Origin of the sequence: Herbidospora galbida, from assembly GCF_005233835.1 — a bacterium.
Lineage (GTDB): Bacteria > Actinomycetota > Actinomycetes > Streptosporangiales > Streptosporangiaceae > Herbidospora > Herbidospora galbida.
In genome coordinates, this window is sequence record NZ_SZQA01000001.1 from 547,794 (window position 1) to 570,322 (window position 22,529).

28 protein-coding genes and 1 riboswitch are annotated in these 22,529 nt (G+C 72.2%); of the genes, 11 read left to right on the forward strand and 17 right to left on the reverse strand.

Annotation, left to right across the window (positions count from 1 at the left end; all coding sequences use genetic code 11):
* The first annotated feature begins 84 nt into the window (after positions 1 to 84).
* Positions 85 to 1,122 carry a nitronate monooxygenase gene (locus tag FDA94_RS02620; protein WP_137245379.1) on the forward strand — a complete coding sequence of 346 codons (1,038 nt, stop codon included), beginning with the start codon at positions 85 to 87 and terminating at the stop codon, positions 1,120 to 1,122.
* A 96-nt stretch (positions 1,123 to 1,218) separates the two neighbouring features.
* Here FDA94_RS02620 and FDA94_RS02625 read toward each other — a convergent pair whose 3' ends face one another.
* Complete coding sequence (locus FDA94_RS02625) at positions 1,219 to 2,184, reverse strand: SDR family oxidoreductase (RefSeq protein WP_137245380.1); 966 nt, start codon at positions 2,182 to 2,184, stop codon at positions 1,219 to 1,221.
* Between the two features lie 119 nt (positions 2,185 to 2,303).
* On the opposite strand from FDA94_RS02625, the gene FDA94_RS02630 reads away from it, so the two are divergent.
* Both FDA94_RS02630 and FDA94_RS02635 read left to right on the forward strand, forming a co-directional pair.
* On the forward strand, positions 2,304 to 3,161 hold the full coding sequence (locus FDA94_RS02630; protein ID WP_137245381.1) for a helix-turn-helix transcriptional regulator: 858 nt from the start codon (positions 2,304 to 2,306) through the stop codon (positions 3,159 to 3,161).
* A gap of 116 nt (positions 3,162 to 3,277) precedes the next feature.
* The gene (locus tag FDA94_RS02635) at positions 3,278 to 4,333 is read left to right on the forward strand and encodes a hypothetical protein (RefSeq protein ID WP_137245382.1); all 1,056 of its coding nucleotides are present in this window, start codon (positions 3,278 to 3,280) and stop codon (positions 4,331 to 4,333) included.
* Positions 4,334 to 4,369: 36 nt separating this feature from the next.
* On the opposite strand, the gene FDA94_RS02640 is transcribed toward FDA94_RS02635, so the two are convergent.
* Complete coding sequence (locus tag FDA94_RS02640; RefSeq protein WP_137245383.1) at positions 4,370 to 4,948, reverse strand: TetR/AcrR family transcriptional regulator; 579 nt, start codon at positions 4,946 to 4,948, stop codon at positions 4,370 to 4,372.
* Positions 4,949 to 5,003: 55 nt separating this feature from the next.
* Here FDA94_RS02640 and FDA94_RS02645 point away from each other — a divergent pair, with 55 nt between their 5' ends.
* Positions 5,004 to 5,792 (forward strand): SDR family NAD(P)-dependent oxidoreductase, encoded by a 789-nt coding sequence (locus FDA94_RS02645; protein WP_137245384.1) that lies wholly within the window; start codon positions 5,004 to 5,006, stop codon positions 5,790 to 5,792.
* On the opposite strand, the gene FDA94_RS02650 is transcribed toward FDA94_RS02645, so the two are convergent.
* Together FDA94_RS02650 and FDA94_RS02655 are read right to left on the reverse strand one after the other, a co-directional pair.
* Complete coding sequence (locus FDA94_RS02650; RefSeq protein WP_137245385.1) at positions 5,767 to 6,090, reverse strand: DMT family transporter; 324 nt, start codon at positions 6,088 to 6,090, stop codon at positions 5,767 to 5,769. The genes FDA94_RS02645 and FDA94_RS02650 overlap by 26 nt on opposite strands.
* 13 nt (positions 6,091 to 6,103) lie before the next feature.
* Positions 6,104 to 6,171, reverse strand: a riboswitch (guanidine-III (ykkC-III) riboswitch).
* 122 nt (positions 6,172 to 6,293) lie between these two features.
* Positions 6,294 to 6,689, reverse strand: a complete 396-nt coding sequence (locus FDA94_RS02655) for a RidA family protein (RefSeq protein WP_137245456.1) — start codon at positions 6,687 to 6,689, stop codon at positions 6,294 to 6,296.
* Positions 6,690 to 6,785: 96 nt separating this feature from the next.
* Between FDA94_RS02655 and FDA94_RS02660 the strand changes: the two genes are divergently transcribed.
* Positions 6,786 to 7,790 (forward strand): helix-turn-helix transcriptional regulator, encoded by a 1,005-nt coding sequence (locus FDA94_RS02660; RefSeq protein WP_137245386.1) that lies wholly within the window; start codon positions 6,786 to 6,788, stop codon positions 7,788 to 7,790.
* Positions 7,791 to 7,807: 17 nt separating this feature from the next.
* Here the strand turns inward: FDA94_RS02660 and FDA94_RS39800 are convergent, their stop codons facing one another.
* Positions 7,808 to 9,142 (reverse strand): Ig-like domain-containing protein, encoded by a 1,335-nt coding sequence (locus tag FDA94_RS39800; protein ID WP_137245387.1) that lies wholly within the window; start codon positions 9,140 to 9,142, stop codon positions 7,808 to 7,810.
* A 198-nt stretch (positions 9,143 to 9,340) separates the two neighbouring features.
* Between FDA94_RS39800 and FDA94_RS02670 the strand changes: the two genes are divergently transcribed.
* Complete coding sequence (locus FDA94_RS02670; RefSeq protein ID WP_212735137.1) at positions 9,341 to 10,567, forward strand: MFS transporter; 1,227 nt, start codon at positions 9,341 to 9,343, stop codon at positions 10,565 to 10,567.
* Here the strand turns inward: FDA94_RS02670 and FDA94_RS02675 are convergent.
* Positions 10,560 to 11,252, reverse strand: coding sequence for a type 1 glutamine amidotransferase domain-containing protein (locus FDA94_RS02675; RefSeq protein WP_137245389.1), 693 nt, complete (start codon positions 11,250 to 11,252; stop codon positions 10,560 to 10,562). The genes FDA94_RS02670 and FDA94_RS02675 overlap by 8 nt on opposite strands.
* Positions 11,253 to 11,377: 125 nt before the next feature.
* On the opposite strand from FDA94_RS02675, the gene FDA94_RS02680 reads away from it, so the two are divergent.
* The gene (locus FDA94_RS02680) at positions 11,378 to 11,668 is read left to right on the forward strand and encodes a DUF6343 family protein (RefSeq protein WP_137245390.1); all 291 of its coding nucleotides are present in this window, start codon (positions 11,378 to 11,380) and stop codon (positions 11,666 to 11,668) included.
* A 52-nt stretch (positions 11,669 to 11,720) separates the two neighbouring features.
* Here the strand turns inward: FDA94_RS02680 and FDA94_RS02685 are convergent, their stop codons facing one another.
* The 5 genes from FDA94_RS02685 to FDA94_RS02705 all read right to left on the reverse strand — a co-directional run bounded on the left by FDA94_RS02685 (position 11,721) and on the right by FDA94_RS02705 (position 17,288).
* On the reverse strand, positions 11,721 to 12,782 hold the full coding sequence (locus tag FDA94_RS02685; protein ID WP_137245391.1) for a cellulose binding domain-containing protein: 1,062 nt from the start codon (positions 12,780 to 12,782) through the stop codon (positions 11,721 to 11,723).
* Positions 12,783 to 12,877: 95 nt separating this feature from the next.
* Positions 12,878 to 15,496 carry a DUF7824 domain-containing protein gene (locus FDA94_RS02690; protein ID WP_137245392.1) on the reverse strand — a complete coding sequence of 873 codons (2,619 nt, stop codon included), beginning with the start codon at positions 15,494 to 15,496 and terminating at the stop codon, positions 12,878 to 12,880.
* A 9-nt stretch (positions 15,497 to 15,505) separates the two neighbouring features.
* Positions 15,506 to 16,183: a hypothetical protein gene (locus FDA94_RS02695; protein WP_137245393.1), complete on the reverse strand. Its 678-nt coding sequence runs from the start codon at positions 16,181 to 16,183 to the stop codon at positions 15,506 to 15,508.
* A 35-nt stretch (positions 16,184 to 16,218) separates the two neighbouring features.
* Positions 16,219 to 16,584, reverse strand: coding sequence for an SgcJ/EcaC family oxidoreductase (locus FDA94_RS02700; RefSeq protein WP_137245394.1), 366 nt, complete (start codon positions 16,582 to 16,584; stop codon positions 16,219 to 16,221).
* Positions 16,581 to 17,288: an SDR family NAD(P)-dependent oxidoreductase gene (locus tag FDA94_RS02705; protein ID WP_137245395.1), complete on the reverse strand. Its 708-nt coding sequence runs from the start codon at positions 17,286 to 17,288 to the stop codon at positions 16,581 to 16,583. The genes FDA94_RS02700 and FDA94_RS02705 overlap by 4 nt, the downstream gene beginning before the upstream one ends.
* 69 nt (positions 17,289 to 17,357) lie before the next feature.
* On the opposite strand from FDA94_RS02705, the gene FDA94_RS02710 reads away from it, so the two are divergent.
* On the forward strand, positions 17,358 to 17,957 hold the full coding sequence (locus tag FDA94_RS02710; RefSeq protein ID WP_137245396.1) for a TetR/AcrR family transcriptional regulator: 600 nt from the start codon (positions 17,358 to 17,360) through the stop codon (positions 17,955 to 17,957).
* A 33-nt stretch (positions 17,958 to 17,990) separates the two neighbouring features.
* Here the strand turns inward: FDA94_RS02710 and FDA94_RS02715 are convergent, their stop codons facing one another.
* Complete coding sequence (locus tag FDA94_RS02715) at positions 17,991 to 18,665, reverse strand: alpha/beta fold hydrolase (RefSeq protein ID WP_137245397.1); 675 nt, start codon at positions 18,663 to 18,665, stop codon at positions 17,991 to 17,993.
* 49 nt (positions 18,666 to 18,714) lie between these two features.
* Between FDA94_RS02715 and FDA94_RS02720 the strand changes: the two genes are divergently transcribed.
* Positions 18,715 to 19,086, forward strand: a complete 372-nt coding sequence (locus FDA94_RS02720) for a winged helix-turn-helix transcriptional regulator (RefSeq protein ID WP_137245398.1) — start codon at positions 18,715 to 18,717, stop codon at positions 19,084 to 19,086.
* Here the strand turns inward: FDA94_RS02720 and FDA94_RS02725 are convergent.
* Positions 19,046 to 19,567 (reverse strand): TetR/AcrR family transcriptional regulator, encoded by a 522-nt coding sequence (locus tag FDA94_RS02725; RefSeq protein ID WP_137245399.1) that lies wholly within the window; start codon positions 19,565 to 19,567, stop codon positions 19,046 to 19,048. The genes FDA94_RS02720 and FDA94_RS02725 overlap by 41 nt on opposite strands.
* Positions 19,568 to 19,621: 54 nt before the next feature.
* Here FDA94_RS02725 and FDA94_RS02730 point away from each other — a divergent pair, with 54 nt between their 5' ends.
* The gene (locus FDA94_RS02730; RefSeq protein WP_137245400.1) at positions 19,622 to 20,431 is read left to right on the forward strand and encodes an NAD(P)H-binding protein; all 810 of its coding nucleotides are present in this window, start codon (positions 19,622 to 19,624) and stop codon (positions 20,429 to 20,431) included.
* On the opposite strand, the gene rpmF is transcribed toward FDA94_RS02730, so the two are convergent.
* Genes rpmF through rpmG form a run of 4 tightly spaced genes read right to left on the reverse strand, consistent with a single transcriptional unit; the run spans position 20,428 to position 21,294 of the window.
* The gene (gene rpmF / locus FDA94_RS02735; protein ID WP_137245457.1) at positions 20,428 to 20,595 is read right to left on the reverse strand and encodes a 50S ribosomal protein L32; all 168 of its coding nucleotides are present in this window, start codon (positions 20,593 to 20,595) and stop codon (positions 20,428 to 20,430) included. The genes FDA94_RS02730 and rpmF overlap by 4 nt on opposite strands.
* A 2-nt stretch (positions 20,596 to 20,597) precedes the next feature.
* A complete protein-coding gene (rpsN, locus tag FDA94_RS02740) occupies positions 20,598 to 20,897 on the reverse strand; it encodes a 30S ribosomal protein S14 (protein WP_137245401.1) in 300 nt (99 codons plus the stop codon).
* Positions 20,897 to 21,133 (reverse strand): 50S ribosomal protein L28, encoded by a 237-nt coding sequence (rpmB, locus tag FDA94_RS02745; protein ID WP_137245402.1) that lies wholly within the window; start codon positions 21,131 to 21,133, stop codon positions 20,897 to 20,899. Before rpmB ends, rpsN begins: the two co-directional genes overlap by 1 nt.
* Positions 21,130 to 21,294, reverse strand: a complete 165-nt coding sequence (gene rpmG, locus FDA94_RS02750; RefSeq protein ID WP_062437287.1) for a 50S ribosomal protein L33 — start codon at positions 21,292 to 21,294, stop codon at positions 21,130 to 21,132. The genes rpmB and rpmG overlap by 4 nt, the downstream gene beginning before the upstream one ends.
* 77 nt (positions 21,295 to 21,371) lie before the next feature.
* Here rpmG and FDA94_RS02755 point away from each other — a divergent pair, with 77 nt between their 5' ends.
* Positions 21,372 to 22,526, forward strand: a complete 1,155-nt coding sequence (locus tag FDA94_RS02755; protein ID WP_137245403.1) for a GTP-binding protein — start codon at positions 21,372 to 21,374, stop codon at positions 22,524 to 22,526.
* Positions 22,527 to 22,529: the final 3 nt, after the last annotated feature.

The window sequence follows — 22,529 nt, forward strand, 5'->3', positions numbered from 1 at the left end:
AGCATAGATGCACGACAATAGGCATTTCCGGACGCCCTCAAGGCGACTTAGCGTCGGAGTGACGACGTACCGAAAGGACCGATTGTGCACAGTGCGCTCAGCGGCCTGGGACTGACCTCGCCCGTTCTGGCGGCTCCGATGGCCGGAGGGGGCAGCACGCCCGCGCTGGTGATCGCGGCGGCGAAGGCGGGCGGCTTCGGCTTCGTCGCGGCGGGCTACAAGACCCCGGCCGCGCTCGCCGAGCAGATCGGCCAGGTCCGGGCGGCGGGCGTGCTCTTCGGGGTGAACCTCTTCGCCCCCAACCCCGTGCCGGTCGACCGGCAGGCCTACCGCGAGTACGCCGACCTGCTGCGCGCCGAGGCCGACCGCTATGGCGTCGACGTCAGCGACGTCGAGGCGACCGAGGACGACGACCACTGGCAGGACAAGATCGACCTGCTGCTGGCCGAGCCGGTCCCGGTGGTGAGCTTCACCTTCGGCCTGCCGGAGGAGGCCACCGTCGCGGCGCTGCGGGCGGCCGGCACCCTCGTCGTGCAGACCGTCACCTCGGCCGAGGAGGCGCGGGCCGCCGCCGATCGGGGCGTGGACCTCCTCGCGGTCCAGGCGTCCGCCGCCGGCGGCCACTCGGGGACGCTCACCCCCGACCGGATCCCGCCGGAGATCCCCCTCCCCCAGCTGCTCGGCGAGGTCGGGGCGGCCGTACGGCTGCCGCTGATCGCGGCGGGCGGCATCGCGACCCCGACCGCCGTGGGTGCGGCCCTGGCCGCCGGCGCCGACGCGGTGAGCGTGGGAACGGTGCTGCTGCGCTCCGACGAGAGCGGCGCGTCGGCCCCGCACCGGGACGCCCTCGCCGACACCCGCCGCCGCTGCACGGTGATCACCCGCGCGTTCACCGGCCGACCGGCCCGCGGCCTGCGCAACGAGTTCACCGACCGCTACACCGCCGAGGCCCCGGCGGGCTACCCCGCCCTCCACCACCTGACCAGCCCGATCCGCAAGGCGGCCGCCGCCGCGGGCGACCCCGAACGGATCAACCTCTGGGCGGGCACCGGCTACCACAACGCCGCCGCCGAGCCCGCGACCCGGATCCTGACCGGGCTGACCCGCCGCCTGTGGCTCTGACGCCTCAGGGCGTGTCGCGGAACCGCTCGTGAAGGCGGGGCAGGAAGGCGGCGAGGTGGATCATGCCGGTCCCGGCCGGTCGGCGATGTCGTCCATTTACACATCTTGCGCAAATTTGCCAATCATGTGCATTTGTCGGCCGGTGAGCTCCTCCGAGACCTGCCAGACGCGCTTCGCCTCGTCCTCGCCGCGGAGCCGGGAGTAGAGCGCCTGCTCGGCGGGTGCGCCGGACAGGGTCCCCAGGCCGCCGGGGCCGTAGAGGCGGCCGCCACGCGCGTCCGGGGAGGTGGCGGCCATCAGGGCGGGCAGCGCCGCCGACTCGACCGTGCCGAGCAGGATGCCGTGCCGGGAGAGGGCGCGGATGACGCGCACGCCCATGGTGTCCTTGGCCCGGCCCATCTCGGGCCGCGCGGCCAGCAGGCTGGTGGGCGCGACGCCCGGGTGGGCGAGGTTGCTGGTGATCCCCCAGCCGCCCGCCCGGCTGCGCCGGTCGAGTTCGAGCCCGAACAGGCCGAACGCGATCTTCGACTGGCTGTACGCGCGGCGGGCGTGGTAGCGCCGCTCCCAGTTCAGGTCGTCCCAGTTGATGGTGTTCTCGTTCGCGGCGACGCTGATCTGCGAGGTCACGCGGGCGCGGCCGGCGCCCAGCAGCGGCAGCAGCTCGGCGACGAGGGCGAAGTGGCCCAGGTGGTTACAGCCGAACTGCAGCTCGAACCCGTCGGCGGTGGTGCGCCGGTCAGGCGGGGTCATGACGCCGGCGTTGTTGACGAGGAGGTGGATCGGCCGGTTCTCGCCGCGCAGCGTGGCGCCCAGCGCGGCGACCGAGTCCAGCGACGACAGGTCGAGGTCCCGCAGGGACACGGCGGCGTCCGGGTGCCGCCCCCTGATCTTCGCGACCGCCGCCTCGCCCTTCCGCCGGTCGCGGACGGGCATGACGACCTCTGCCCCGGCGGCGGCGAGCCGGGCCGCCACGACCAGTCCGACGCCGTCGCTGGCGCCCGTCACGACGGCGAGCCTCCCGGCGAGCCTGGGGACCGTGATGTCCGGCTGCGTGCGTGCCATGGTGCTGCTCCTCGGTACGGGGAAATCGGGCCGATCCCAGGTTTCACCTGATCGGCGGCCCTATCCACGGCCTGCCGATCCCAGGCTGAGCGCTCCCGGCCGGTGGTAGAACGAACGGTGTGATCGATCGAACCGGGCTCGCCGAGTTCCTGCGCCGGCGGCGCGAGTCGCTCCAGCCGGAGGACGTCGGCCTCCCTCGCGGGCACCGGCGCCGGACCGCCGGTCTCCGCCGCGAGGAGGTCGCGGCGCTCTGCCACATCTCCGCCGACTACTACAGCCGGTTGGAGCGCGAACGCGGGCCGCACCCGTCGGAGCAGATGGTCGCCTCGATCGCGCAGGGGCTGCACCTGTCCCTCGACGAACGCGACCACCTGTTCCGCCTCGCCGGGCACAACCCGCCCGCGCGGGGCGCCACGAGCGCGCACATCGGGCCCGGCATGCTGCGCATCTTCGACCGGCTCACCGACACCCCCGCCGAAATCGTCACCGAACTCGGCGAAACGCTGCGGCAGACGCCTCTCGCGGTCGCGCTCACCGGCGACCTGACCAATTACACGGGCCCGGCCCGCAGCATCGGTTATCGGTGGTTCACCGACCCGGCGACCCGCGCGCTTTACCATCCCGACGAGCACGCGCTGCATTCCCGCGTCTTCGCCGCCGGTCTTCGCCGGGTGGTGACTCTTCGCGGCCCCGAGTCGAGGGCCGCGCATCTCCAGCGTCTCCTGCTCGACCGCAGCGAGGAATTCCGCGCCGTGTGGCGGGAACACGAGGTCGGCGTCCGGTACGCCGACGTCAAACGGCTCGTCCACCCCGAGCTCGGCGTCCTCGAACTGGCCTGTCAGGCGCTTCTCGACCCCGAACAAGGGCACTCGCTCCTGGTTTACACGGCCGTCCCGGGCAGCGAAAGCCACGAGAAACTCCGGCTGCTTTCCGTCATCGGCCCAAATGCCATTCTTGTCGGCCGAAACCACGAATAGGTGAACCGTCTCACTTAGCGGTCCCCCGCTTCTCACAAACGCGTTTCCGGATTATGAACGGCGTGACAACTTCTCACACCGGAAGGAAACCCGTGACGCGATTATCAAGGCTCTTGATGGCGGTTGCGATCGCCCTCGGGCTCGTGCAGGTCGCCACGAGCCCCGCGCAGGCCACCGTCCCCAACCGCTGGGGCTACGCCTACGTCGACGTCCCCGCCGGAATCCCCAGCCTTGCCCACCAGGCTGGAAGCTGGCCGGGCGGCTTCAACGTCAGCGTGACCCCGGGCGTGCCCGGCGAGACGATCGTCCGGTTCCCGCAGATCGCGGGCCCCGGCGGCGTCGCCCACGCCACGGCGGTGGCCAACGCGCCCTACATCTGCCAGGTCGCCAAGTGGGTGCCGGTCGGCACCGACCAGATCGTCGTGGTCAGGTGTCACCAGTTCGGCGGCGCGCCCGTCACCACGCCGTTCACGGTCACCTGGTCGGAGAGCACGCCCCCCATGGTCGGCCCTGCCGGGCAGGGCTTCGGGTACGTGCACTACAACGGCGGGACCATCGCCTCCTACAACTCCGCGTTCGGCGCCAACCTCGTCAGTGTGCTGGGCGTGGGCTGGTACAAGGTCGACCTGAACGGTCTCGGCTCCGCGGCCCCGGCCGGCAACATCCAGGTGACGGCGCAGAACGACCTGACCCAGGCCAGATGCAAGGTCGTCAACTGGATCCCGGGCGCGGCGGTCCAACAGATCGAAGTACGGTGCTTCAACGCGGTGAACACCCCGATGCACTCCGGCTGGAGCCTGACCTACCAGCGGGAGCGCAACATCAACGGGCGCTGGGTGCCGCCGAAGGCGTTCGCGTACACCTTCGATCACACGCCCGCCAACCCGGGGCCCTACGCGCCGGCCCCCGCCGGGATCAACTACAACTCGCAGAGCAGCACCAACACCGTACGGACGTCCGGCACGGGCCTGCGCATGGTCACGTTCCCCAGAGTGGGCTACGCGATCGACCACGTGCAGGTGACGGCGTACGGGAACAACCCTGACCACTGCAACCTGCAGACGTTGTGGAACACCAGCGGCGCGGTCGCCACGGTGCGCAACGTGCAGTGCTGGACGGGGGTGACGCGCGTCGACCGCGCGTCGTTCGTGTCGTACACCTCCACGCAGTAAGAAAGCGGCGGCGGGGGCGATCCGCCCCCGCCGCTCTCAGCAGTCGCGCGCGGCCGGCAGAGGCGGCCCCGGCAGCGGCCGGGCCCCGGCGGCGCGCAGGCCGTCGAGCATCAGCGCGAGGTGGCGACGCCAGGCTGCCGGGGACGTCTGGCGGGTGGCGGCGACGGTCGCCGACACTCCCCAGATCACGAAGGCCAGGTCGGCGAGCGTGACGTCGGCCCGCAGGTCCCCGGCGCTCTGGGCGCGTTCGACGATCTCGAGCATCAGCCCGTATCCACGGTCGCCGTCCACCGGCGCGGTCCGCGCGGCCAGGTCGTTGTAGCCGAGGTCGGCCGCCTGGAGCTCGCACACAGCGGTCAGGAAGGCGGCGAACCCCTCCCAGGCGTCGTCCGTGGCCAGGGCCTGCTCGGCCAGGTCGGCCACGGTCGCTCTCCGGTCGGCGAAGACCGCCTCCACCAGAGCGTCGCGGGTGGGGAACCGGTTGTAGAGCGTCCCGATGCTCACCCCCGCCACCCGCGCGATCTCGTCGAGCGGCACGTCGAGCCCCCGGTCGGCGAACAGCCGCCGCGCCGCGCGGAGCAGGCGCTCGCGGTTCTGTACGGCGTCCTTGCGCATGGCCGCCACCCTAGCTAACTTGAGGGCTGTCTCAAGTTGAGGGAGATCTCAAGTTATGACCCGGACGATCGTGATCACCGGCGGCACGCACGGCATCGGCCGGGCGCTGGCCCGCCACCACGCCGAACGCGGCGACCAGGTCGTGGCCGTGGGCAGCGGCAGCCGCCCGCACGAGGACGCGCCGAACATCCGGTTCGTCAGGTCCGATCTCAGCTCCCTGCGCCAGACCCACGACCTGGTGGCCCGGCTCGCCGCCGAGCACCCCGTGATCGACGCCCTGATCCTCGGGGCGTTCCGGTTCAACCCGGTCCGGGTGGAGACCGAGGAGGGCTTCGAGCACACCTTCGCCCTCTACGTGCTCAACCGCCATCTCATGGCCGAAGGGCTGCGCGGCCCGCTGCAACGGGCGGCGGCCCCGGTGATCGTCAACCTGTGCGGCGCCGGCCGGGGCGGCCGGATCCACTGGGACGACCTGCAGCTGAAGAACGGGTACCGGCCGTTGACGGCGACCCTGCAGGGAGCCAGGGCCGCCGAACTGCTCGGGGCGGCCTACGCCTCCGAGCACGTGAGATACGTCCTGTACAACCCGGTGTTCGTGGCGACGGGCCTGCACGAACCGTTCAGGCAGCCGCTGCGCGGCCTCGTGCGGGCGGCGTCGGCGCTGTTCGCCCAGCCGGTGGCCAGGGCGATCCCGCCGATCGCCGCCCTCGTCGACCGCCCACCGGCCGAGCCGCTCACGACGTGGCGCAGGGGCAGACGCCTCGACCACGCCGTGGACGCGCACGAGGCGCGGCGCTTCGCGGAGACCGTTCGCGCGCTCAGTGAGCGGCGCCCGCCAGGTTGAGGCCCACCACCCCCACGAGGATGAGGACGATCGAGGCGATCTTGAGGGGGCTCACGTCGTCGCCCAGCAGGACCATGCCGAGGGTGGCGGTGCCGACCGCGCCGATGCCGGTCCAGACGGCGTAGGCGGTGCCGACGTCGAGACTCTTCAGCGCCACGGCCAGCAGACCGAAACTGAGAACCGCGAAGCCGACGAAGGCGGCGGCGGGGACCGGGACGGAGAACCCGTCGCTCAGCTTGAGCGAGTAGGCCATCGCGATCTCGAACAGACCGGCGGCGATGAGAAGGATCCAGGCCATGACGGCTCCTTTCGGAGCGTCGTCTTGGCAGTCCGGGTACGGCGCGTCTCGTCCGGGCGGATCCCCTTGGCGGGCCGCATCGGGGTCAACGGCCACCTCATCGGGATGATTCCCCGATCTCACAACGCGGTCATGCCGGTTGTGCGCCGCCTCCTTCAGGTCGTGGCAGGAGGTGCTCGATCGTGACGTCGTATCGCTCTGCCTCACGCCACGGCGGTTCCCTCGAGTTCGACCAGCTGCCCGGGGATCGCCAGCCGCGTCACCCCCAGCATCGTCGTGGCCGGCGCGACCCCGGCGGCGCCCAGCCGTGACGCCAGCACGCCGTAGTGCCGGAACAGCAGGTCGACGTCGGTCGTGTACACGTTGAGCCGCACCAGGTTCCCCAGTGACATGCCCGCCTCCGCCAGCACCGCCTCCACGTTGTCGAGGCTCAGCGCCAGCTGCCCGGCCATGTCGTCGGCATGCTCCGGCCTGCCGTCGGCGCTCATCGCGGTCTGCCCCGAGAGGTAGAGGGTCCGGGTCTCCCCCGAAACCAGTTCGCCCTGGTTGAAGCCCAGTTCCACCGACCACGTCACCGGGTTGACGGCCGTTCGCCGCATCGTCATGAGAGAGCTCCGTTCGCTTCGCCTGTACCGAACCGAGCCTCCCGCCGAATCACGACATCCTCTGTCGTGTATTCCTCCTAAGGTTTCCGTATGCGTGCCGACCGGCTGGTCTCCCTGGTGCTGCTGCTCCGGCGGCACGGGCGGCTGTCGGCGTCGGCGCTGGCGCGGGAGCTGGAGGTGTCGACCCGTACCGTCCTGCGCGACATCGAGGCGCTGTCGGCGGCGGGGGTGCCGGTCTACGCCGAGCGGGGCAGGCACGGCGGGTTCGCGCTGCTGCCGGGGTTCCGTACCGAGCTCACCGGGCTGACCCCAGACGAGGCCCTCGCGCTGCTGATCGCGGGATCGCGGCGGGGCGCGCAGGCGTTCGGGCTCGGGTCGGCGCTCGCGTCGGCGATGCTCAAGGTGGTCGACGCGCTGCCCGACAGCTATCGCGACACCGCCGCCGGGGCGGCCGAGCGGCTGCTCATCGACCCAGAAAGCGACCTGCTCTCGCGGCGGCTGGTCTACGAGGAGGCGCCCGACGCCGTCGTGGCGGGGGTGCTGCGCGCGGTGCTCGCGGGGCGCAAGCTGCGGATCCACTACGCCGCCGCCGACCAGGGGCCGGAATGGCGCACGGTCGACCCGATCGGCCTGGTGACCGTGCGCGACCGGGGGTATCTGCTGGCCACGCGGTCGGGCGCCGACCGCACCTACCGGCTGTCGAGGATCGCGGCCGTCGAGGAGCTCGCCGAACCGGCGGAGCGGCCCGATCGCGTCGACCTCGACCGGGCCTGGCAGGAGCGCAGCACCCGCTTCCGGGCGGGCGGCGACCAGGTCACCGTACTGGTCCTGCTCGACGCGGCGCGGCGGGAGGAGCTGGCCGGCACCGCGCTGGCCGTCGTCAGCGAGGAGACCGAATCAGACGGCCGGCTGCGGCTGGAGGTCGCCTTCCAGGATTCCCGCCACGCCGTGTGGGCGCTGTGGCGGCTGGGCGCGGGCGCGGAGGCCCTCGCGCCGCAGTGGTTGCGCACCGCCCTGCGCGATCGCGCCGCCGCGCTCGCCACCCGCTACGGCTCCGTTACGGCTCCGCCCACCCGGCCCCGACCGCCGGCCTGAGCCCGCGCCGCGACGCCTTACTTCATCGGCTGGCAGGGCGGGGTCTGGAACACCACCCCGTCGAGGAAGTTGCCGAACGCGGCTCCCCCGGCGGCCGACACCGACTCGAAGGAGAACCTCGTCACGGTCTGGCCGGCCGGGACCACGTAGGTGCCCGTGTACTGCCGCCAGGCGGTGTTGCCGGTCGCGATGTCGGCCGAGGTCGCCCCGGCCGGGATCTGCGCCACGGTCGCGCCGGGAGCGCCGATCATCACCCGCATGACGTCGGTGCCGAGACGGCCGCGATGCCACAACGACCACGACATCACGGTGCCGGGCACGGTCGGCACGTCCTGGTAGAGCGCCGAGGGCTCGGAGGCGTTGAGCTCGGCGAACTGCTGACCGTCGGCGGAGGGGACCCCGCCGGAGCCCGACCGCCAGATCTCCAGCATCCGGTCGGAGGCGGTGGTGCGCCATCCGACGGAGGGGTCGGTGGAGGCGTCGGGGATGTCCCACCGGGCCGAGGCGACGTACGGGGCCTCGAAACTGCTGTTCGCCAGGCCGATCGGGTTGGTGACGCAGGTGACCACCACGGTGACGGTCGCGGTGCTGGTGCCGCAGGGCGTGCTGATCGTGTAGGTGAAGGTGTCGGTGCCGCTGAGGCCCTTCGGCGGCGTGTAGACGACGTTGCCGCCCGAGATCGTCGCCGTGCCGTTCGCGGGCCGGCCGACGGAGGTGATGGTCGAGCCGGAGCCGACGTCGTTGGCCAGCACCGGGATGGTGACCGCCGTGTCCTGGCGGGTGGTGACCGTGTCGTTGACGGCCCTGGTCGGCGAGATGCTCTGGCCGTCCACGATCTGGATCGGCGGCGCCGGGGTGTTGTTGCCGAGCTGGCCCGGGAAGGCGATGACGCTGCTGATGCCGCTCGGGCGGATGGTCATGCTCCGCCCGACCGTGCCCTGCTTGACGCGGAAGGTGATGGCCTTGGGCGCGGGGTCGGTCTTGGTGCCGGGCGACGGGATCGTCAGGGTGGTGCCGGAGATGGCGCCCGTCCCCGACTGGCCGACGACGTCGGCGTTGGCGAGCAGCGAGGAGATGTCCCACGAGGTGGTGTAGCTGCGGACCAGGAACGGCCACTGGGCGGTGCGGTGGGCCAGGCGGAGGGTGAAGGTCGAGCCGGGCGCGATCTGGCCGCCCCACAACGAGGGCGTGGTGTCCACGGCCACGTTGCCGCTGCCGAGCTGCATGCCGATGACGTTCTTCCAGTAGTAGTTCACGGGATAGTTCGCCTGGCCGGGTCGTACACAGGGAGTCACGTTCTTCCGCGTGTCGGGGGCCGCCTCGGCGGTCCCGGGCAGCGCCGACGCGGTCATCAAAGTGAGTAGAGCGGCCGAAAGGGCGTGTGACAACAACACGAAGCTCCGTTCTGATAGATCAACTCGGCCCGGACACTACTCCTCGTGATCATGGAATCGCTCGGAGTGGCCATTTTTGATCTTCGTGTCGTCCGGAAAAACCCGTTGCCGCCGGTCAGTGCACGAACGTATGGTCTTGCGCCCGTGGTCACAGTTGTGGAGCGTGTGCTGCCCGCGCGCCTGGGGCGGGGATTCCGGTGGTTGCTGGCGTCGAGCTGGCTGACGAATCTGGGTGACGGGATCGCCGCCGCGGCCGGACCGCTGCTGGTCGCGTCGCTGACGAGCGACCCGCTGATGATCTCGCTGTCGGCCCTGGTGAGCTGGGCGCCGCCGCTGCTGTTCGGCCTGTACGCGGGCGTGCTGTCCGACCGCCACGACCGGCGCCGCATCGTGCTGGCCGCGAACGCGGCGCGGGCGCTGGTGCTGGTCCTGCTCGTCGTGCTGATGGCGACCGGCCGGGTGACGGTGGAGGCGGCGCTGGCGCTGCTCGCGCTGCGGGCCGTCGCGGAGGTCTTCGCCGACAACGCGACCGCCACGCTCACGCCGATGATGGTCGGCCGTGACGACCTCGTCGTCGCCAACGCCCGCCTGGGCACCGGGTTCATCACGCTCAACCAGCTCGCCGGTCCGCCGGTCGGCGCGGCGCTGTTCGGCCTCGGCCTGGCCTGGCCGTTCGCCGGTCAGCTGCTCCTGGTCGTGGCGGCGATCGTGCTGGTCTCGCGGATCAGCCTGCCCCCGCACTCCCGCCAGGCCGACGGCGCCAAGCCGAACGCCGTGCGCGAGCTGGTCGAAGGCTTCGGCTGGACCGCGCGCCACGCGGCCGTCCGCACGCTGGCCCTCACGATCCTGATCTTCAACTTCACGTTCGGCGCGGCTTGGTCGGTGCTGGTCCTCTACACCCAGGAGCAGCTCGGCCTCGGCGCCCTGGGCTTCGGCCTGATGACCACCATCGGCGGCATCGGCGGCCTGATCGGCACCGGCCTCTACGGGGCCATCACCCGCAGGGTGAGCCTCGGCGCGCTGATGCGGATCGGGCTCGTCATCGAGACCCTCACGCATCTCGGCCTGGCGCTGACCTACTCGCCGTGGGTCGCCGGCGGCATCTTCCTGGTGTTCGGCGCGCACGCGTTCATCTGGGGCACCACCTCGGTCACCGTCCGCCAGCGCGCGGTCCCGGCCGAACTGCAGGGCCGCGTGGGCAGCGTCAACACCGTCTGCGTGTACGCCGGCCTCGTCGTCGGCTCACTGATCGGCGGCGTGCTGGCCACCCACTTCGGGGTCGCGGCCCCGTTCTGGTTCGCGTTCGCCGGTTCGGCGGTGTTCCTGGTCGTGCTGTGGCGGCAGCTCATGCACATCGCGCACGACGACGCGCCGGCTAGTTGAGCACCTTGAGCAGCTGCTCGCCCAGCACCTGCGCCGACGCGGGGTTCTGCCCCGTCAGCAGGTTGTGGTCGACGACCGTGTACGGCTTCCACGGCTCGCCCTTGCTGTAGTCGACGCCGAGCTTGACGAGCTCGTCCTCCAGCAGCCACCGGGCCCGGGAGGCCAGCCCGACGCCGTCCTCCTCCTCGTTGGAGAACGCGGTGACCTGGTATCCGGCGAACGGCGACTCGCCCCGGAACCGGGTCGCCAGCATCGCGGCGGGCCCGTGGCAGACGATGGCGAGCGGCTTGCCGGAGGCCAGCGCCGCCGTCAGCAGCCGCCCCGCGTCGGGGTCGGCGCACAGGTCCTCCATCGGGCCGTGCCCGCCCGGAGCGTAGACGGCGTCGTAGTCCTCCAGCCTCGCGGCCGACAGCTGGATCGGCCGCCGCAGCTCCTCCGCGAAGCGGATCGTCGCCTCCAGGTCGAGGGCCGCCTGCGCGCCGCCCGCCATCTCGGGCCGCAGGCTCATCATGTCGACGGTCGGGATCACCCCGCGCGGCGTAGCGACCACGATCGTGTGCCCCGCCTCCGTGAGCGCCCGGTAGGGGGCCGCGAACTCCTCGGCCCAGTACCCCGTGGCGTGCCGGGTCCCGTCCTTGAGCGTCCAGTACGACGCCGCGGGCATCATGAAGAGCAACCTGGCCATGGGCGACCGCCCCCCGTCGTGATCGTGGCCTCTCACCAGCCACTTTATGCGCCGAAGTCGCATTTGCGCAGGTGAGGGCAAGGTGTTACCCCACCTTGGCGACGGCCCCCACGCGCCTCGTTAACGTGGTCACGAGGAGCGCCGGAGGGAGGGGCCGCATCGACCGGGAACGTCCGAGGAAGGTCGGCGACAGGTTCTGGGAGACCTTCTCGCCGACGTCCGAGCGCCCGCGCAGCGCACTCGGCCTGCGGATGGTGCTGGCGATCTTCGGCCTGGTCGTCTGCGGCGCCCTGGCGGTGGTGGCCTTCCTGATCGGCCTCGCGGTCCTGGCCGTCATCATGGCCGTCTTGGCGCTGATCGCGGTCGCCGACCTGGTCGTCGTGGTCCGGCGGCTCCGCCGGCGTCACACCGCGTGAGGGCGGGGGCGCCGATGTCCGTGGGTGGCGACGGACACCGGCGCCCGGCCGGTCACGCCCTGACGCTGCAGTTCGTGCCGTTGAGCGTGAAGGCCGTCGGCTCCGGGTTCAGGCCCGTGTGGGCGCCGTTGAAGCCGAGGTTGACCGTCGCGCCGGGCGCGATCTGGCTGTTCCAGGCGACGTTGCGCGCGGTCACGTGCCGCCCCGACTGCGACCACGACGCGTTGTGCCCGGAGACCCACCGCTGACCGGCGTCGGGGAAGTCGAACTCCAGGCTCCAGACGCTGACGGGTGAGGTGCCCGTGTTCTTCAGCGTCATCCACACGGCCATGCCGGTCGACCACATCACGCTGTCGTACCCGACCTCACACGAGCCGGTCGTCGGGCTGGGGCTCGGGCTCGGAGTGGGGAGACCCTGCCGGGCCAGGACGGGGGTCGGGGTCGACGGCGGGCTGACGTTGCCCGCGGCGTCTCTGGCCACCACGGCGTAGGTGTAGTACTGGCCGGTGACCAGGCCGCCCTCGTTGAACATCCGGTACTGCGTGCCGACGCTCCCGACCTTGATCCAGCCGCCGACCGTCTCCCGGTAGATGTCGTAGCCGACCACGCCCACGTTGTCGGTGGAGGCGTCCCAGCAGAACGCCGTGCCGGGGAAGTCCCACAGGCAGCCGTCCCGCACGTTCTGCGGCTGGGTCGGCGGCTGGGTGTCGCCGGGCTCGGGCGACGGCGAGGGCTGTTGCATGCCGGTGGTGGCCGTCAGCGTGATGAACGACGAGGGCGCGCTCACGTTGCCCGACAGGTCGCGGGCGACGAGGTAGAAGGAGTAGGAGCGTCCGAGCACCAGGCCGCCGACGATGGTGGGGCTGCTCGTGGGCGACGAGGTCTTCACGAACCCCGTCGAGGTGAGCCGGTACACGTCGTAGCCGGCCACCGAGCCGCTGTCGTCGGTCGACGGCGTCCAGCAGATGCCGACCATGCCTCCCTGCGAACTCGGCGGCGGGCAGGACATCAGACCGCCGGGACGGGACGGCGGCGTCGTATCGGCCGCGAGGGCCGGGAGCGGGGTGATGATCGCGAGGAGAGCTCCGGCGATCAGGGCCATGCGCAGTCTCATGTCAGGATGCTCCGCCCCCACTGGGCGACAGACCAGCGAACCGCACCGCCGGCCGAAGAAGCGCAGGTCGCCCCTGAAACTCTCAATCTCCTCGCCTATTCCGGGCGGCCGATCGTGTCGAGGAGCAGGCGGGCCACATCGGTGACCCGGCTGGTTCCCTTCCGGGCCGCCGCCTCGGCCAGGCCCGGCACCTCGCCCCGCGCGCCCGCGAGCCCGGCCGCCTTGACCGCCACGTCGAGCAGGTCGGCCAGCCCGTGGACGGGACGCCCGGGGCGGCGCAGCAGCAGGGGCAGCGCCTCGGCCAGGAGCGCCCACGTCTCCCGATGGGCTCCCGACAGCGCGAGTTCCTCCAGGGCGGGCGTCGCCCGCTTCAGGGTCACCGCGCCCGACCCGGCCAGCCGGCCGAAGGCCCAGCCGAAGTCGGCGGCGGCGAACTCGCCGCGGACGGCCAGGATCTTCATCGCCTCGACGGCGACGTCGCGATCGGCGGCGTTCTTGTGGCCGAGCGCCATCGTGATCGCGCTCGCCGTGGCGCGTCCCACGGGGCCGCTTCCCTGGACGAGCGCGCGCAGCGTCGACACCCTGGCGCGGTTGGCCCGGACGCCCACGACGAAGCATTCGAGCACGCGGGCGGCGACCACCTCGCGGTGCGACGGCAGGACCGCCGGCCACCACTGGATCTCGTCGGAGTGCGCGCTCCAGTCGCCCGGCTCCAGCGTGCAGAGCGCGGCGATCGGTTCGGGCAGGTCGGGCGCGGGCGGCCGGATGAGGGCGTGGACGGCCGACATCTCCCGGTCTTCGAAGGAGTCGGGGTCGAGCGTGGTCTCGACGGTGCAGGTCACCTCGGGGTCGGCCAGGCCGCCGTCGCGCAGCCAGGCGGCCAGCCGCCGGCCGGCCGGCGAGGTCAGGCGCTCGGCGCGGGCCACGACTTCGGGGTCGGCGGTTCTGGGGAGCCGGAGCAGCGCCTGGCAGAAGTCGAGCGGCAACGGCTCGGCGTCGCCCAGCCGCGCCACACGGTCGACCAGCGTCGCAGCAGCGACGTGCCCGGTGGGCTCGGTCGGGGTGGCCAGCAGGACCGGGAGGGTGCGGCCCGACTCCAGCAGGGCGATGACCTCGCGCACCCGGTCGCGGGTGAAGTGGTCGAACAGCGGGCTGTGGAGCGGGTCGTGGGCCAGGTGCTCGGTGATCCGGCCGGACAGCTCGATGCTCTCCGCCGGGTTCACCAGCGCCAGCGCGCACTGCGTCAGCAGCACGCCGACGTGGTTGGCCAGGTAGTAGTGGTCGACGTAGCGGTGCCGCCCCCAGACCCGTTCGGCCCACGGCCGGACGACCTCGATCGTCGCGTCGGGGTCGTGATGGGTGAACGTCACCAGCGCGGCCATGATCTGCTCGACCTCGACGGGGTCGTGGGTTCGCCAGCCCTCCCCCACCCGGCCCGCGAGCTCGGCCGGGGAGCCGATCTCGGGCGGCAGGGCGGGCAGCCCGACCGTCACCCGCAGCTCGCCGGGCGTCAGCACCTCGGCGGGCTCGGCCTCGACCGCGCCGCCGAACGCGCCGCCGATCTGCTCGCGGAGTTCGGCGGGCAGCCGCGACGCGGCTTCGCGGATCGCGCCGGCCGTCTCGGGCGAGGCGTGGGGGGCGAGCTTGAGCGCGAGGCGCACGGCCCGGTCGCGGAGGGCCGGGGTCTCCTGGCCGAAGACGGTCGCCAGCGCGGCGAGCGCGCCGTCGGCCTCCTCGGGCCGCGCGAGGGCGATCCACTGGAGCGCGGTCGTGACGTGCTTCTTCTCCGGCCGGAACGCCAGCGCACCCACGGCCTCGCCGAACAGGCCGGCGTCGAGCGGGACGCGGCCCAGTTCGCCGGTGGCCAGCAGCACGAGCGGCGGTGCGGCGACCGGCAGCACCCTGACCAGGTCGACCACGGGGATCTCGGCGGGTTCCGGGCGCAGCCGCTCCCACAGGATGGTGAACAGCTCGATGTCGCGGTCGTGGCCGTGGGTCAGGAACCGCGTCACGCAGCCGTCGAGGAGCGCCTTCCGGTCGAGCCGTCCCTCGGCCGCGAGGGCGGCCAGCGCGCCGATGACGGTGTTCTCGTTGTAGGCGCTGTTCCACTTCCAGTCGTGGATCAGCGGCGCGGCGGCGCCCTCGGCGGTGAACAGCCGGGGCGTCAGGACGTCGAGGAACGGATCGTCGCGAAGCAGGTCGAGCCGCCCGCCCCGCCAGAACCGGTGGCACACGTCCCACAGCCAGCCCACGACGAAGGCGTCGTTGTCGGGCACCTCGATGCCCGTCTCGACGGCGAGCGCGGCGGCCAGGTCGTAGCCGGGCTGCCCGTCCACGTTCTGCCATCCTCTGCGGTCGCCCGGCCGCAGACCGGCGACGAGCCGGTGGGCCAGGTCGCGCCGCCATTTCCCGTCTCTGGTCCGGAGCACCTCGGCGATGCGCCCGGCGTCGTCTCGCGGCCTTCGGGGGAGCCGGAGCTCGCGGCGGTCGAGCCACGTGGCGACCTGGGCGGCCCCGGAGAAGCAGGCCGCCCCGGCGAGCCGGAACGCGGACGCCTGGTCGGCGACCTCGGCGCGCGACCGGCCGGCCAGGTGGGGGGACAACTCCCGGGCGACGGCCTTGCGGTCGGCGTCGGTCAGGGACCCGACGTGTGCGGCCAGCCCGGCCTCGTCACCGGATTCGAGCCACTTCCGGACCTGCTCCCATGCGTTCACGCCGGGACCCTATCGGCCCTTTCCGACAGAATCGCCCTGAAAGAGGTGGGGCCGGGGGGCGAGGGTCGCGGCGATCGTCTCCACCACCGTCTCGGGGACGTCCGGACCGGCGGTGATCGCCACGGTCGCGTCGTGGCGTTCGACGATCCGGCCCTCCAGGCCGCCGAAGCCCGGAGGCCAGATCGTCACCTCGACCGCCGGGCCGGCGGCGGGGACCACCCTGTAGTGCAGGAGGCCCGGCGAGACGTCGACCACCTCGATCCGGTGGCCGGCCAGGTCGGGGGCGAGCAACGGCACCCGCGCCGCGGCGGCGCCGGTACGCCACCAGGTCAGCCGCGCACCCGGTGCCGGGGTGGTGGCCAGGACCGCCACGGCGTAGGACCCCCCGACGATCAAAGCCAGTGAGAGCGGCTCCGGTTCCCCGAACTCGCTGAGCAGGAAGCCCCCCGTCATGACGGGGAGGAGCCCCACCGCGGCCGGGCGCCACGCGGGCCGCACCCGCAGCGCCCAGAGCGCGGGCCAGGTCAGGATCGCTCCCACGGGCACCACGGCGTAGACCAGGAAGATGACCCAGTAGAGGTTCAGGTCGCCGAATTGCGCGATCATCGCGATCGCCACGACGACCAGGCCATAAGCCAGCACTCCGGCAGCCGCCCCGGCCGCCGTTCGTCGGAGGATGACCATCATGTCCGCGATCGTGACAGGCTCCGATGACGGTTACGTCACTCCGTCGGCTTCAGCGAGACGTGGTAGTGGCCGACGAGCCAGCGGCCGTCTCGGCGTTCGAGGACCATCGTCACGTGACGGCGGGCGACCTCGCCGTCGGCGTAGGTGAAGTCGGCGGCGGCGTAGCCCGCGATGACGTCGTCCGCCGACCGGCGGGCGTCGATGATCTCGTAGTCGACCCGCAGGCCGGCGGGCTGGCCGTCGTAGTACTCGACGACCGAGGCGCGGCCCCGCGTCGGCTCCGGGTGGGCGCCCTGGAAGAGCGCGTCCTCGGCGAACACGGTCCCGACCTCGGCGGGGTCGTGGACGTCGATGCCGTGCTTCCAGACGGCGAGGACGTCGGCGAAGATGCGCTCGCTCATCGGCCCGCGCTCTGGCCGCCGTCGATGTGCAGGAACTCCCCGGTGACGAGCGGCGCCCGCTCCAGGTAGAGCACGCCGTGGGTGACGTCGCTGATGTGCCCGATCTTCTTCATCGGGTGGAGCTGGGCGAGCTGTTCGGTGTCGCCGCCGCTGTGCAGCGGCGTGTCGATCAGGCCCGGTGAGACGGCGTTGACCCGGATGCCCCGGTCGGCGTACTCGATGGCCAGGGACTTGGTGGCCGCCGCGACCCCGCCCTTGCTCAGCGAGGCCAGCACCGAGGGGACGGCGGAGTTGGCCTGCTCGACGAGCGTGGTGGTGATGCTGACGATGTGGCCGCCGCCCTGCCGCAGCATCGGGTCGATGACCTGCTGCGTCAGGTAGAAGAAGCCGCCGACGTTGATGTCGATGACCTTCTTGTAGTCCTCGTGCGTGTAGTCGGTGAACGGCTTGGCGACGAAGACGCCCGCGTTGTTGACCAGGGTGTCGACCCGGCCGAAACGGCTCAGGGCCGTCTTCACGACCTGCTCCGCCGTGGCGGGCTCGGCGATGTCGCCGGGCACCGCGACCACGTTGGGGTCGTCGCCGGCCTCGATGGACCGGGAGGTGGCCACCACGGCGTAGCCGATCTCCCGGTACGCGGCCACCAGGGCCTCTCCGATGCCCTGCGATGCCCCGGTGATGACGGCGACGCGCTGATCTGCCATGACTTACTCCTAGACGGTCGGTCTACTACTGACATTTCCGTTTTAGCCGACCGGTCGTATAATTGCAAGATGGGCCGAACGTCAGACGCTCGGGAGCGGATCCTCGCCGCCGCCACCGATCTGTTCTCCCGCCGCTCCTACGGCTCCATCGGCGTCGCGGAGATCTGTGCGCAGGCGGGCACGCCGAAGGGCAGTTTCTACCACTTCTTCGAGTCGAAGCAGGCGCTCGCGCTCGAGATCATCGACCTGCAGTGGAACTCCCAGCGCGGTCGCTGGCAGCGGATCCTCGACGGCGACGGCCCGCTCGTCCACCGGCTCAAAGACCTGTTCGCGTTCACGGTCGAGATGCAGACCGCGTCGCTGAACGACGCCGGCGTGGTCTCCGGCTGCCTGTTCGGCAACCTCAGCCTGGAGCTGAGCACGGGCGACGACCCCATGCGCCAGAAGCTGCGGGCGATCTTCGACGAGCAGGTCGAGCTGATCCGCCGGTCGATCGAGGCGGCCCAGGCGCTCGGCGAGCTGACGACGATCGACGCGCCGGGGGCCGCCAAGTCGATCGTCGCCCAGATCGAGGGGACGGTCCTGTTCGCCAAGCTCTTCAACGACCCGGGCCAGCTCGACCAGCTCTGGGCCAACAGCCTGCGCCTCCTCCAGGTCGCCGACTCCTAGGAACCGCTCCGGCGGGCCTCCGCGACCTCATGTTCAACCGGCCTTCAGGAGCAGCTCGGTGAGCTCCCCGGGCACGGTGACCATGCAGTCGTGACCGCTGCGCAGCTCCCAGACCCGCGCCGAGGGCGGGACGGGACGGCGGGCGACGCCCTCGGGGGTGTCGCCGACGCAGTGGACGTGGGTCTGCGGGATGTCGGCCAGGGCCGCCTCGTCGAACCGGGCGGGCTGCCGGAAGCAGCGGGCCGACTCGTCCGAGAGCATCGGGCGCAGCCATTCCACGTCGGCCGGGTCGGTCACCCCGAACGTGCCCATGGGCGGGATGCGCCAGCTCGGGGCCGCGTCGATCAGCTCCCGGGTGAACGGCATGACGTCGAGCACGCTCTCGCCGTCGGCGGGGACCATCGCGTCGACGTACACGAGCCCTGAGATCCGTTCCGGGAATCGGCCGGCCACCGCGGAGACGATCATCCCGGCGTAGCTGTGCCCGACCAGGATCACGTCGGTGAGGTCCTCGCCGGTGAGGATGTCGGCGACGTCGGCGATGTGGGTGTCGAGGCCCACGTCGGGGCCGAGCAGGTGCTCCTTGTCGCCGTGGCCGGTCAGTGAGGGGGCGAGCGCCCGATGTCCGGCCTGGGTCAGGCGAGGGACGACGCGGTCCCAGACGCGGCCGCTGTGCCAGGCGCCGTGAATGAGCAGGAAGGTCTTCATGGAAAGGACGCTAGAGATCCGATAGGTACCGATTGGTACCCTTCGGCTCGTGCGCGATTCCGCGGGGAGCGTCTTTCTCGCCGACTGCCCGGCCCGGCTGGCCATCGAGATCATCACCAACAAGTGGGCGGTCGTCGTGCTGTTCGCGCTCAGCCGGGGGCCGTGCCGGCACGGTGAGCTCGTCGAGCTCGTCGGCGGCATCTCGCGCAAGGTGCTCACCCAGACGCTGCGCCGCCTGCAGGGCTACGGCCTGGTCGAACGCCGCGCCTACGCGGAGGCTCCCCCGCGCGTCGAGTACTCCCTGACCGACCTGGGCCTGACCCTCGTCGAGCCCATCGCCGTGCTGACCGACTGGGCGCGGGCGCACGGCGACGCGATCGTCACCTTCCAGGAGGGCGCCGATCCAGACCGTCGAGCATGAGCGGCAGGAAGCGCTCCGGGATGACGCCCGGGTTGCAGGCGAAGACGTTGAGCAGGTCCATGACGTCGGCGGTGCCGACGTCCGGGCGCATCGCGCCGTCGGCCTGCGCCTGACCGACCAGCACGTCGAGCCGTTCCACCAGCGCCTGCCGCGCCTCCGGCGCGGAGGTCCCGGCCAGCGCGGCCGCGACGGCGCCCCGGCTCTCGTCGACGGCGTGCACGACGAAGGCGCGCACGGCCGACCAGGCGTCGGGCCCGGCCGAGGCGGCGTGGTCGAGGGCGTCGACGAGCTCGTGGACGTACTGCTCCGCCAGCGCCGCCAGCAGCACATTCCGGTCGGGGAAGCGGCGGTAGAGCGTGCCGACCCCGACGCCGGCCCGGCGGGCGATCAGCTCCATCGGCGCGTCGGTGCCGCGTTCGGCGACCACGTCGCGGGCCGCTTCAAGGATCTTGTCCCGATTGCGGCGGGCATCGGCGCGCATGTGAGATTCTCTCCTAAGTGGACGATCAGCTTCCGCTTACTATAGGAGGCATTCATGGCGATCGTGGTGACGGGCGCGACGGGCACGATCGGGCGCGCGCTGATCAGGGAACTCGGCGGCGCGGCGCTGGCGGTGGTGCGCCGCGCGGAACAGGGCGCCGACCTCGGCTGCGAGCACGTGGTCGGCGACCTGGAGCGGCCGGAGAGCATCCCGATCGAGCCCGGCGACCGGCTCTTCCTCAACAGCTCTATCTGGCCCGGGTTCGTCCGGGCGCACCAGGCGGTGATCGACCGCGCGGCGGCGCGGGGCGCGGCGCAGGTGGTGACGGTGTCGGTGCGCGGGGTGACGTCGGCCGGCCTGCTCGGCTTCGGCATGCACGGGCAGGTCGACGACCACCTCAAGGCGTCGGGCGTGCCGTGGTCGATCCTGGCTCCGGTCGGCTTCATGCAGAACCTCGCGGGCGACGTCGACGAGGAGGGCCGGATCTTCGGCGCGTACGGGCGCGGCCGGGTCGGCTACATCGACGCCCGCGACATCGCGGCGGTCGCGGCCGCGCTGCTCACCCGTCCCGTGGGCGACAGCGCGACCTACGAGCTCACCGGCCCCGACGCGCCGACGCACGACGAAATCGCCGCCGAGCTCACCCGGTCGCTCGGCCGGCCGGTGCGCTATGTGGACCTGTCGGCCGAGGAGGGCGCGGCCCACTTCGAGAAGCGCGGCATGCCCGCCCAGGCGGCGCGTGACCTAGCCCGGTTGATGGCCCAGATCGGCGACGGCCGCTGGGCGGGCACGACGACGACCGTCGCCGACGTCCTGGGCCGCCCGCCGCGCTCCCTGCGGGAGTTCCTCGCGCAGGCGCCCTAGCGGAGGGGTATGAGGCCGCGCTGGTAGGCGGCCACCAGGCGGCGGGGCACCAGCAGGCGTTCGCCGTCGACCACGATGGGGACCAGGTCGGGGGCCGCCGCCTTCCACTGGGCGCGGCGGTGGCGGGTGTTGCTGCGGGAGGTCTTCCTCTTCGGGACGGCCATCGTCACCAGCTCGCCTTCGTGACGCCAGGGAGTTCGCCCCAGTGGGCCATCTCGCGGAAGCGGATCCGGGACAGGCCGAACCTGGTGAGGTGGCCGCGCGGGCGGCCGTCGACGGAGTCGCGGTTGCGCACGCGGGTGGGGCTGGCGTCGCGGGGCTGGCGGGCCAGTTCGCGGGCCGCCGCCGCCTGCTCCTCCGGCGTCCCCACGCGGATGAGCTCCTTGAGTTCGGCGCGGCGGTCGGCGTAGCGGGCGACGACGGCCCGCCGCCGGTCGTTGGCGACGATCTTGCTCTTCTTGGCCATCAGACCCTCTCTCCTCTGGCGCGGATGCGGGCCACGGCCGCCTCGATGCCGATCTTGTCCACGGTCTTGATCGCGCGGGTGCTGAGGGTGAGCCGGACGTGCCGGTTCTCGCTCGGCAGCCAGTAGCGGCGGCTCTGGACGTTGGGATTCCAGCGGCGGCGGGTGCGCCGGTGGGAGTGGGAGACGTTGTTGCCGAAGACCGGCTGCACGCCGGTGAGCCGGCAGCGGGCGCTCACCGTTCCTCCCGGAACTCGACGTGCCTGCGCACGATCGGGTCGTACTTGCTGAGGGTGAGCCGGTCGGGGTCGTTGCGGCGGTTCTTGCGGGTCACGTACGTGTAGCCGGTCCCCGCCGTCGAGCGGAGTTTGATCACCGGGCGTAGTTCGTTCCTGGCCAAGGCCGAGGTCCTTCCATGAGGCGTGTCCGTGCGATGATAATGATAATTGTTTTCATTCGCCACTTGAGAGGTCCGCCATGACCACCCCCGTCGTCCTGGTCGCCGGCCTGCACCGCCGGGCCCGCACCGCCACCGTCCACCGCCTGCTGGCCGCCCATCCCGGCGCGGTGGCCGTCCACCACGACCTGCGCGAGGTCGCCTCCGGGCGGGTCGAGCGCACCGTCCGCGACGTCTCCGGCGTGCTGGAGCGGGCCGAGGTGCGGCTGGCGCACGGGTGCGTCACCTGCACGGTCAGGGAGGATCTGCTGCCCGAGTTGATCCGGCGCGCGCCCACCGCGCCGCTGCTGGTCGTGGATCTGTGGGACGCGGTCGAACCGCGTGCGGTCGCCGAGGCGCTCGACGCCGAGGAGGCGGCCGGGTCGCTGCGCCTGACCTGCGTGGCGACCGCGCTGCACGCGGAGCACCTGCCGGTCGACATCGCCCGGGGCGAACGGCTGTCGCAGACGGGCCACGGCGCCGGCGGCGACCGGCGTCACCTGGCCGAGGTGCTGGCCCGGCAGACGGAGTACGCGACCGCCCTGGTCCTGTACGGCGGAGACGAGGAGGACCACGACCTCTCGCGCGCCCTGCTGGCCCACCTCGCGCCCGCCACCCCCGTGTTCGCCCCCGGCCTGCCCGAGGTGACCGGCCCCGCCCTGCACACCCGGACGCTGGCCGAGCGCGTCGACCCCGCCACCGCCGTGCTGCCCTGCGACGCGCGGGACGGCGAGGTCACCACCGTCGTCTGGCACCGCCTGCGCCCGCTGCACCCCGGCCGCCTGTTCGAGGCCCTCGACGACCTGGTCTCCGAGTCGGTCCGCTCGCGCGGCCGGTTCTGGCTGGCCACCCGGCCCGACCGGCTGCTCGGCTGGGACGCCGTCGCGGGCGGCATGGCCGTCGAGGACGCGGGCCCGTGGCTGGCCGCGCTACCCGAGGCCGCCTGGGAGCTGGTCTCCCCCGCCCGCCGCGCGGCCGCCTCCCTCGACTGGACCGACCCTCTGGGCGACCGCGTCCAGCACCTGGTCTTCATCGGCCCCGACCTCGACCGCGACCGCATCCACGCCGTGCTCGACGCGTGCCTGCTGACCCCGGAGGAGGCGGTGGCGGGCTCGTCGGCGTGGGCCCGCTACGACGACCCGTTCGCCCCTCTTCTCGAACCGGCCGAAAGTCCGAGGCTCGGCTCGGACCGTTGACCG

Coding starts and splice junctions, on each gene's coding strand:
- FDA94_RS02675 (WP_137245389.1), bottom strand. CDS start 11,252: ATGGCCAGGTTGCTCTTCATGATGCCCGCGGCGTCGTACTGGACGCTC.
- rpmF (WP_137245457.1), bottom strand. CDS start 20,595: ATGGCCGTCCCGAAGAGGAAGACCTCCCGCAGCAACACCCGCCACCGC.
- FDA94_RS02625 (WP_137245380.1), bottom strand. CDS start 2,184: ATGGCACGCACGCAGCCGGACATCACGGTCCCCAGGCTCGCCGGGAGG.
- FDA94_RS02645 (WP_137245384.1), top strand. CDS start 5,004: ATGACCCGGACGATCGTGATCACCGGCGGCACGCACGGCATCGGCCGG.
- rpsN (WP_137245401.1), bottom strand. CDS start 20,897: ATGGCCAAGAAGAGCAAGATCGTCGCCAACGACCGGCGGCGGGCCGTC.
- FDA94_RS02640 (WP_137245383.1), bottom strand. CDS start 4,948: ATGCGCAAGGACGCCGTACAGAACCGCGAGCGCCTGCTCCGCGCGGCG.
- FDA94_RS02685 (WP_137245391.1), bottom strand. CDS start 12,782: ATGAGACTGCGCATGGCCCTGATCGCCGGAGCTCTCCTCGCGATCATC.
- FDA94_RS02660 (WP_137245386.1), top strand. CDS start 6,786: ATGCGTGCCGACCGGCTGGTCTCCCTGGTGCTGCTGCTCCGGCGGCAC.
- FDA94_RS02755 (WP_137245403.1), top strand. CDS start 21,372: ATGACCACCCCCGTCGTCCTGGTCGCCGGCCTGCACCGCCGGGCCCGC.
- FDA94_RS02710 (WP_137245396.1), top strand. CDS start 17,358: ATGGGCCGAACGTCAGACGCTCGGGAGCGGATCCTCGCCGCCGCCACC.
- FDA94_RS02650 (WP_137245385.1), bottom strand. CDS start 6,090: ATGGCCTGGATCCTTCTCATCGCCGCCGGTCTGTTCGAGATCGCGATG.
- FDA94_RS02715 (WP_137245397.1), bottom strand. CDS start 18,665: ATGAAGACCTTCCTGCTCATTCACGGCGCCTGGCACAGCGGCCGCGTC.
- FDA94_RS02695 (WP_137245393.1), bottom strand. CDS start 16,183: ATGATGGTCATCCTCCGACGAACGGCGGCCGGGGCGGCTGCCGGAGTG.
- FDA94_RS02700 (WP_137245394.1), bottom strand. CDS start 16,584: ATGAGCGAGCGCATCTTCGCCGACGTCCTCGCCGTCTGGAAGCACGGC.
- FDA94_RS02655 (WP_137245456.1), bottom strand. CDS start 6,689: ATGCGGCGAACGGCCGTCAACCCGGTGACGTGGTCGGTGGAACTGGGC.
- FDA94_RS02635 (WP_137245382.1), top strand. CDS start 3,278: ATGGCGGTTGCGATCGCCCTCGGGCTCGTGCAGGTCGCCACGAGCCCC.
- FDA94_RS39800 (WP_137245387.1), bottom strand. CDS start 9,142: ATGACCGCGTCGGCGCTGCCCGGGACCGCCGAGGCGGCCCCCGACACG.
- FDA94_RS02705 (WP_137245395.1), bottom strand. CDS start 17,288: ATGGCAGATCAGCGCGTCGCCGTCATCACCGGGGCATCGCAGGGCATC.
- FDA94_RS02730 (WP_137245400.1), top strand. CDS start 19,622: ATGGCGATCGTGGTGACGGGCGCGACGGGCACGATCGGGCGCGCGCTG.
- FDA94_RS02725 (WP_137245399.1), bottom strand. CDS start 19,567: ATGCGCGCCGATGCCCGCCGCAATCGGGACAAGATCCTTGAAGCGGCC.